Here is a 6,293-nt window from a genome sequence, read left to right as displayed (position 1 = left end):
TTCCAGTCTGGAGACCCTGCCCCCCCACGCCTGCTGGCCCCGGTTCTCCCTCCCGGGCCCGCCCCCCGAGGACCCCGCCTCAGCCCCCCCCCCCCACCCGCCGACACCGAGGAACTGAGATGACGTCCCCCTCCCGCCCCCCGCTCTATCTGGTCGACGACGACGAGGCCGTGCTCGACTCCCTGCGCTTCATGCTGGAGAGCTGCGACGAGCGGCAGCTGTTCAGCTTTGCCGATGGCGAGCGCTTTCTGGCAGAGGTCGATCTGCACCAGCCCGCCTGCCTCATCCTCGACTGCCGCATGCCGGGGCTCTCTGGCCCCGAGGTGCAGCAGCGGCTGAAGGCGGCCCAGAGCCCCATCGCCATCCTCTTTCTCACCGGCCACGGCGAGGTGCCACTGGCGGTGGAGTCCCTCAAGCAGGGGGCGGTGGATTTCTTGCAAAAGCCGGTGCAGCTGGCCCCCCTGCTCGCCGCCATCGAGCGGGCCGAGCAGGCGACGCAGGCGGCGGCCACCCGCCTCACCCAGCTGGCCGCCTTTGAGCGCCTCACCCCGCGCGAACGCCAGTTGTTGCAGCTCATCGCCCGGGGCCACAAGAACCAGCAGATAGCGCAGGATCTCTGCATTTCGGTTCGCACCGTCGAGGTGTGCCGCGCCAGCCTGATGAAACGCCTGGCGGTGAACTCCCTCGCCGAGATGCTGCTGCGCTACGCGCAGGTGAACGAACACCCCTGAGTGGCCTGCAACCGTACAAAACGGGCCGAGATCACACATTTGGCGCTTCGATGGCGGTAGAGTGCCCTCTTCTCTTCACCAGGATCGCCCGGGTCCTGCGCCTTGTTTCGAGGACACATCATGGAACTGCTTCTGCTCAGCAACGGTAAAACCACAGAACACCCCGGCCTGCTCGGCTGGGCCCGCGACCGGGTGCAAACCCTGCTCGCTCGCAACCAGGTCAAGCGCATCCTGCTCATCCCCTACGCGGTGATCCGCAGCGACTGGGATGCCCGCGCCCGGGAGCTCACCGAGAGTCTGGGGGTGGACGCCATCAGCATCCATCACTTCGACGATCCGGTGGATGCCATCAACCGGGCCGACGCCATCTTCATCAGCGGCGGCAATACCTGGCTCCTGAACCAGCGGCTGCACGAGTATGGTCTGGTGGTCCCCATCCAGCGTGCGGTGCGCGAGCGGGGCGTGCCCTATGTGGGCTGGAGCGCCGGCTGCAACGTGGCCACCCCCAGCATCCGCACCACCAACGACATGCCGGTGTGCAGCGCCGTGGTGCTGCCTGCGCTGGGGCTCTTCCCCGTGCAGATCAACCCCCACTATCTGGACGCCAGCATCAGCGGCCACATGGGGGAGACCCGGGACGAGCGTCTGGCCGAATTCTGCGCCATCAACCCGAGCGAATCCGTGGTGGCCCTGCGCGAGGCGAGCCTGTTGCAGATCGGCGGCGAGAGCATCGAATACTGGAGCGCCCGGGGCGAGACTTTCAAGATCTTCAAGCACGGCGAGCCCATCCGGGAATACGGGGACGCTGCGCCTCTGGCAGCGCTCACCCCCTTCACGCCGGCACGCTGATCCTGCCAAACGACAGAGGGATGGCCTGCGCCATCCCTCTTTCTTTGTTGCTCGCCCCTTCGTGATTCACTCCAGAATGGCCATCTCCTCCCGAGAGCCGCTGCGCCCGGGAGCCCTCAGCAACACCACCAGCGGCACGGCGCACAGGCTGACCCACATCATCAGGCGAAAATCCTGCAGGTAGGCGAGCAGGCTGGCCTGCCGGGTCACCTCGCCGTTGATCATGGCCAGCCCCTTCGGCGTCATCAGCTCCGCCATGCCCCCGCCCTGATGCAGGTTGACATTGAACGGGGTGATGTAGGCGGCGAACGCCTCGTGGTTCATCTGGGATCGCTGGGCCAGATAGGTGATCACCACCGAGATGCCGATGCTGCTGCCGATGTTGCGCACCAGGCTGAACAGCGCCGTCCCCTCGTTGCGATAGCGCGGCGCCAGGGTCGCAAAGGTGATGGTGGAGAGTGGCACGAAGATGAAGCCGAGCCCCAGCCCCTGGATGATGCCGGTGCGCACTATGTCCCAGCTGCCGATGTCCGTGTTGAACAGGGTCATCTCCCACATGGAGAAGCTGGTGAGCAGCAGCCCTGACAGGATGAGGTAACGGGCGTCCACCCGGCCCGACAGCCTGCCCACCAGCATCATGGCAACCATGGTGCCCACCCCGCGCGGGGCGAGCAGGTAACCCACGTCGATCACCGGGTAACCCATCAGCCCCTGCATGAAGGGAGGCAGCAGCGTCATGGTCGCCAGCAAGATGATGCCGACGATGAAGATGAAGAGCAGACCGACGCTGAAGTTGCGATCCCGGAACAGGGCCGGTTCTATGTAGGGGTGCGGGTGGGTGAAGATATGCACCACGAAGAGGTAGAACGCCATCACCATCAGGGCGGTCTCGATGACGATCTCGGGGCTGGCGAACCAGTTTTGTGACTCCCCCCTGTCCAGCGCCATCTGCAATGCCCCTATGCCGAGACTCAGCAGGGCGAAGCCCAGCAGATCGAAGCGGCGGCTGGCATCGATCTTCGTCTCCTCGATGAAGGCGGCAAGCCCGAACCAGGCCAGCAGGCCGAACGGCAGGTTGATGTAGAAGACCCAGCGCCAGTTGTAGTACTCGGTGAGCCAGCCCCCCAGCGACGGCCCCAGGATGGGACCCACCATGACCCCTATCCCCCAGAGCGCCATGGCAGAGCCGTGCTTCTCAGGCGGATAGGTGTCCAGCAGCACCGCCTGTGAGAGGGGCACCAGGCTGGCACCGAAGATCCCCTGCAGCAGGCGGAACAGCACTATCTGATCCAGGCTCTGGGCCGCGCCGCACAACATGGAGGCAACGGTAAAGCCCGCCACCGACCACATGAACAGCCTTTTGCGGCCAATTCTTGCCGAGATGAAACCGGTCAGCGGCATGAAGATGGCGGCCGCGACTATGTAGGAGGTCAGCACCCAGGAGATCTGATCCTGGGTGGCGCCCATGGCCCCCTGCATATGGGGCAGGGCGACGTTGGCGATGGTGGTGTCCAGCGCCTGCATGATGGTGGCCAACATCACCGACAGGGTGATGAAGCCACGTCGGGAGCTCTGATCCACCCCCTGATGGCTTTGCGTCGTCATATTAACCTCAGAATGACCAGCCCAGCAGGCTGCGTTTGTGGCCGGTGTCTATCTTGGTGATGGCGCTCAGGCCAGCGCGCAGAGTAGGCCCGGAGGCCATTTCGTCCAGCTTGATGCGCACCGCGACTCGCTGGGCGATCTTGACCCAGTTGCCGGTGGCGTTCTGGGCCGGGATCACCGAAAACTCGGAGCCTGTGGCCGGGCTCAGGCTCTCCACCACCCCGGTCCAGTGCGCATCGGGGTAGGTATCCACACTGATGTCCACCTTCTGGCCAGGTTGCACATGGGTCAGCTCTGTCTCGGTGAAGTTCGCCTCCACCCAGGGGGTGTCGGTCTCCACCAGCATCATGGCGGTCATGCCCACCAGACTGTACTGGCCGGGCTTGGGCAACTGGCTGGCGATGCCGTTGGCGGGGGCATAGATGGTGGTGCGAGCCAGATCCAGCCTGGCCTTGGCGAGCTCGGCGGCGGCCTCCTGATAGGCGGGCTGCTGCTCCACCGGCAGGTTGACGTCGCCGTTCAGGGAGGCCTCTATCTTCTTGAGCCCCTCCTCCAGCGCCACCTGCTGCTGGGCGGTCTGTATGGTGAGCTGGCGGGCATCGTCGTAATTGGCGGTGGAGGTGAAGTGCCTGGTCACCAGATCCGCCTGGCGACGCTCCTCCTTCAGGGCATAGGCATGGCGGGTGCGGGCCACGGCGATCTCCGCCTGCTGGCCGCGATAACTGGTCTGCAGCGCCACCAGATCGGTGCGCACCTTCGCAAGTTCCGCCTCGGCCTTGGCCACGGCCACCCGGAAGGACTCCTGATCCAGCTCGAACAGCGGCTGGCCGGCCCGGACCTGCTGGTTTTCCTCGACGAACACCTTGGCCACCCGGCCCAGCACCTCGGTGCTGATGGGAACCTTGTCCGCCTTCACATAGGCGTTGTCCGTCTCCACATAGCGCCCGCCCTGCAGGTAGATAACCCCCGCCCCGATCAGGGCCAGTGCCGGCACCACCACCAGCAACAGCAGGCGGGTGCGGCGCCGGTTGGCGGCGGGACGGGAGGAAGAGGGGGAATCAGTGGTCATGATATCGCTCCACGTTGGTTGGCATCACAGGAAAGCATCAGAGGTGGCCGAGGTTGGCACGCAGGATCTTGAGGGAGCGGCACAGCGCCTCGGTCGCCTCCTCCCCCAGCTCGCCGATGGCCCTCTGATGCACCAGATCGGACGCCTGTTTGATCATCGCCAGATAGGGGGTGGCCCCTTCGGTCAGATGGAGCTGATAGGCACGCCTGTCATGGGGGTCGCTGCGCCGCTCCACCAGGCCGCTCTCCGCCAGCTGATCGAGCTGACGGGCCAGGGTGATGGGCTGGATGTCGAGCCGCTCCGCCAGCTCCACCTGGCGGATCCCTTCGCTGCGCGCAATGTGAACCAGGGCTCTTGCCTGGGCCAGGGTGAGGCAGCTCCCCTCCAGCTGCTGCTGGAACTGGCGGCGCATCAGACGCTGGACGTCGCCGATGAGAAAGCCAAGGGTGTCCGGTTGTTTGTTCATGATATGCAACCTATATAGTAAGCTTCACTTATTATATGCAAAGCGTATCCATGTGCAAGCTGGCCCCGGCCGCCGTTTGGGTTCATGCTGGGTGCCACCACCTCAACGGCAGGAGACACGTCATGGATATCAGGATGGAGCGGGACAGCCTGGGGGAGATAGCCGTCCCGGCGGACAGGCTCTGGGGGGCCCAGACCCAGCGCTCCCTGCATCACTTCAACATCTCGGGGGAGCGCCAGCCCATGGAGATCATCCATGCCCTGGCCCGCATCAAGTCCGCCTGTGCCCGGGTCAACCACGCTCTGGGGCTGCTCCCCGCCCGCAAGGCCCAGGCCATCATGGCCGCCGCCGACGAAATCCTGCGCGGCCTGCACGACGCCGAGTTTCCCCTGATGGTGTGGCAGACCGGCTCCGGCACCCAGACCAACATGAACCTCAACGAGGTGCTGGCAAACCGGGCCAGCGAACTGCTCGGCGGCCCCCGGGGGGAAGCGCGGCTGGTGCATCCCAACGACGAGGTAAACAAGAGCCAGTCCAGCAACGATGTCTTCCCGAGCGCCATGAACCTGGCGGCGGTCACCGCCATCACGCAGCGGTTGCTGCCGGCCCTCGCTGCCCTGAAACAGGCCCTGTCAGGCAAGGCCGCCACCTTCGACCACATCGTCAAGATTGGCCGCACCCATTTGCAGGATGCCACTCCCCTCACCCTGGGCCAGGAGATCTCCGGCTGGGTCGCCCAGCTCGAACAGGGGGAGCGCCATCTACGGGCCGCCCTGCCCCATCTGTGCGAGCTGGCGCTCGGCGGCACCGCCGTGGGCACCGGCCTCAACTGCCCTCCCGGCTTTGCCGAGGCGGTGGCCAGGACCCTGGCTGAGCAGACCGGCCTGCCGCTCATCAGCGCCCCCAACAAGTTCGAGGCCCTGGCGGCGAGTGACGCCCAGGTTCACGCCCACGGTGCCCTCAAGACGCTGGCAGCCTCCCTCATGAAGATCGCCAACGACGTGCGCTGGCTGGCGAGCGGCCCCCGCAGCGGGCTGGGGGAGCTGCTCATCCCCGAGAACGAGCCTGGATCCTCCATCATGCCCGGCAAGGTCAACCCGACCCAGAGCGAGGCGCTCACCATGCTGTGCGCCCAGGTGATGGGCAACGATGTGGCCATCAACATCGGCGGCGCCAGCGGCAACTTCGAGCTCAACGTGTTCAGGCCCATGATCGCCCACAACTTTCTGCAGAGCGTGCGGCTGCTGGCTGATGGCATGCAGAGCTTCCACGACCACTGCGCCGTCGGCATCACCCCGAACCAGGCCAGGATCGACGATCTGCTCTCCCGCTCCCTGATGCTGGTGACGGCCCTCAACCCCCATATCGGCTATGACAAGGCGGCCGAGATCGCCAAGCGGGCGCACCATCAGGGACTGAGTCTGCGGGAGGCGGCCATTGCCTCGGGCCACCTCAGCGCGGAGCAATTCGATGCCTGGGTGATCCCCGGCGACATGGTGGGCCGCACGCCATAAGGCAGCGCACTGCACGGCAATCCCATGCCCGGGGCATACCAGCGCAGGTGGCGGGCCAC

The 6,293-nt window shown here is 65.6% G+C and carries 6 protein-coding genes; 3 read left to right on the top strand and 3 right to left on the bottom strand.

Annotation, left to right across the window (positions count from 1 at the left end; genetic code table 11):
- The first annotated feature begins 119 nt into the window (after positions 1-119).
- A complete protein-coding gene (locus ACVDHI_RS15635) occupies positions 120-731 on the top strand; it encodes a response regulator transcription factor (RefSeq protein ID WP_447212253.1) in 612 nt (203 codons plus the stop codon).
- Between the two features lie 120 nt (positions 732-851).
- Positions 852-1,580 carry a dipeptidase PepE gene (gene pepE / locus ACVDHI_RS15630; protein WP_223917136.1) on the top strand — a complete coding sequence of 243 codons (729 nt, stop codon included), beginning with the start codon at positions 852-854 and terminating at the stop codon, positions 1,578-1,580.
- A 66-nt stretch (positions 1,581-1,646) separates the two neighbouring features.
- Here the strand turns inward: pepE and ACVDHI_RS15625 are convergent, their stop codons facing one another.
- The 3 genes from ACVDHI_RS15625 to ACVDHI_RS15615 are packed head-to-tail and all read right to left on the bottom strand — an operon-like array spanning position 1,647 to position 4,720.
- Positions 1,647-3,185 carry a DHA2 family efflux MFS transporter permease subunit gene (locus ACVDHI_RS15625; protein ID WP_103255044.1) on the bottom strand — a complete coding sequence of 513 codons (1,539 nt, stop codon included), beginning with the start codon at positions 3,183-3,185 and terminating at the stop codon, positions 1,647-1,649.
- Positions 3,186-3,192: 7 nt separating this feature from the next.
- Positions 3,193-4,254, bottom strand: a complete 1,062-nt coding sequence (locus tag ACVDHI_RS15620; protein ID WP_447212252.1) for an efflux RND transporter periplasmic adaptor subunit — start codon at positions 4,252-4,254, stop codon at positions 3,193-3,195.
- A gap of 37 nt (positions 4,255-4,291) precedes the next feature.
- Complete coding sequence (locus ACVDHI_RS15615) at positions 4,292-4,720, bottom strand: MarR family winged helix-turn-helix transcriptional regulator (RefSeq protein WP_201969554.1); 429 nt, start codon at positions 4,718-4,720, stop codon at positions 4,292-4,294.
- A gap of 122 nt (positions 4,721-4,842) precedes the next feature.
- Between ACVDHI_RS15615 and fumC the strand changes: the two genes are divergently transcribed.
- Complete coding sequence (gene fumC / locus ACVDHI_RS15610; protein WP_447212251.1) at positions 4,843-6,234, top strand: class II fumarate hydratase; 1,392 nt, start codon at positions 4,843-4,845, stop codon at positions 6,232-6,234.
- The last annotated feature ends 59 nt before the right edge of the window (positions 6,235-6,293 follow it).

This window comes from Aeromonas sp. 25-248, from assembly GCF_053005425.1.
This window is presented reverse-complemented; position numbering and strand designations above follow the sequence as displayed.